We start from the raw sequence: 1,848 nt of genomic DNA, 5'->3' as shown, positions 1-1,848 counted from the left end.
CTGAGCTTGACTCTGTCGGGGATCTTGGAGTTTCCCGGTGCGACAGCATGATCAACGGGCATGCTCGGGTGGTTCCGCCGATCGATGCAGCTGTCGAGGTGCCCGTTGTCCCTCCGCCCCCGTTCCGGTGAGCATGTCCCGCCTCTGACCGCGCAGGTCGCGCGGGCGAGCAACCCGGGTGGCACGACGGCGATATGGGTACGGGACCGCCTCGATGGGCTGTGGTGCGACGAGGATTTCGCCGACTGGTACCCGCAGGACGGGCGTCCGGGTCTCTCGCCTGCTCAGCTGGCCACCGTCTGTGTACTGCAGTTCCTGCTCGGCCTGTCGGACCGGCAGGCCGCCGAGGCGGTCCGCTGCCGCATCGACTTCAAGTACGCCATGGCCATGGAGCTGGACGATCCCGGTTTCCATCACAGCGTGCTGGCCGACTTCCGCGACCGGCTCGCCGAAGACGGCCGTGCCGACCGGCTCCTCGACCTCGCGCTGGCCCGTCTCAAGGAGGCCGGCCTGGTGCGCGAACGCACCACGCAGCGCACCGACTCCACCCATGTCCTGGCCGCAGTGCGTGACCTGACCCGCCTGGAGCTGATCACCGAAGCGGTCCGTGCCGCACTCGAAGAAGTCGCCGGTACGTCCCCGCACCTGCTGGACGAGCTGGTCGATGAGGACTGGGGGCTCCGCTACGGCCGACCGGTCCGGCTGGGCAAGAACCCCACCAAGCCCAAGACCAGGATCCTCGCCACCGGAAACGATGCCGTCCGGCTCCTGGAACACCTCGACCGGCACGGAGCCGACCGCACCTCCGGTCCCCGTGTCCAGGCCCTGGGCCAGATCATGGTGCAGAACTACCACCATGACGCCGCAGGACACCTGCGCTGGCGCACCGCCGAGAAGGAAGGCGGCCCCGGGCTGCCGCCCTCGTCCCGGGCGATCGTCTCTCCCTACGACACCTCGGCCCGCTACGCACGGCACGGCCACATCATCAGCTGGAAGGGATTCTCCGCTCATCTGACCGAGACCTGCGCTCCCGACGGACCCAACGTGATCACGGACGTGGCCACCACCGCGGCCACCACCCACGACAGTCAGGTCCTGCCCGGCATCCACACACGCCTGGCGCGTCGCGGACTGCTGCCCGCCGAGCACCTGGTCGATGCCGGCTACACCTCCCTGCCCCACCTGGAACAAGCCACCCGTGAGCACCAGGTCACCGTCTCCGGGCCGCTGCGGAGCAACCCCACCCGTCAGCACCGCCAGAACGAGGGCTTCGCCCGGGACGACTTCCACATCGACTACGACCGCCAGCAGGTCACCTGCCCCCAGGGACAAGTCAGCCAGGGCTGGCATGGCCCCTACCCGACCTCCTCGCCCACCGCGGCCCCGCTGATCGTGGCCCGGTTCACCAAGAGCCAGTGCCGCCCCTGCCCCGTCCGATCCCGCTGCACGTCTACCGTCGACAGCGCCCGCACCGTGGGTTTTCCCCCGCGCGAACTCCGCGACCTGCAGCTCCGCGTCCGCACCGAGCAGCAGACGCCCCAGTGGAAGGCCCGTTACGCGGTCCGCTCCGGAGTGGAGGGCACGGTCAACGAGTTCGCCCACGGACACGGCATGCGCCGCTGCCGCTACCGAGGACAGGGAAAGGCACACATCCAGCACGTTCTGACGGCCATCGCCGTCAACATCGAACGCCTCAGCGGACTTCCACCCACCGAGGAAGCCCCCATGCCCCGCCGACCAACCGCCTTCCAGAACTACCTCGACCGGCGCGAGATCCCCCGGCCGAAGTCGTGGCGAAGCCTGGGCAGCTGACCTCGACGACTCCAAGATCCCCGACAGAGTCAAGCT

1 protein-coding gene is annotated in these 1,848 nt (G+C 69.0%); it reads left to right on the top strand.

Annotated elements, in window-relative coordinates:
- The first annotated feature begins 105 nt into the window (after window positions 1-105).
- Entirely contained in the window at window positions 106-1,812 is a 1,707-nt protein-coding gene (locus tag ACFV9O_RS40175) for an IS1182 family transposase (protein WP_385427997.1), read from the top strand.
- Window positions 1,813-1,848 lie beyond the last annotated feature (36 nt).

It is taken from the genome of Streptomyces sp. NPDC059909 (genome assembly GCF_042730885.1).
Taxonomy (GTDB): Bacteria; Actinomycetota; Actinomycetes; order Streptomycetales; family Streptomycetaceae; genus Streptomyces.
Note: the sequence above shows the minus strand (reverse complement) of the source record. Positions and strands in the feature narration are given on the sequence as shown.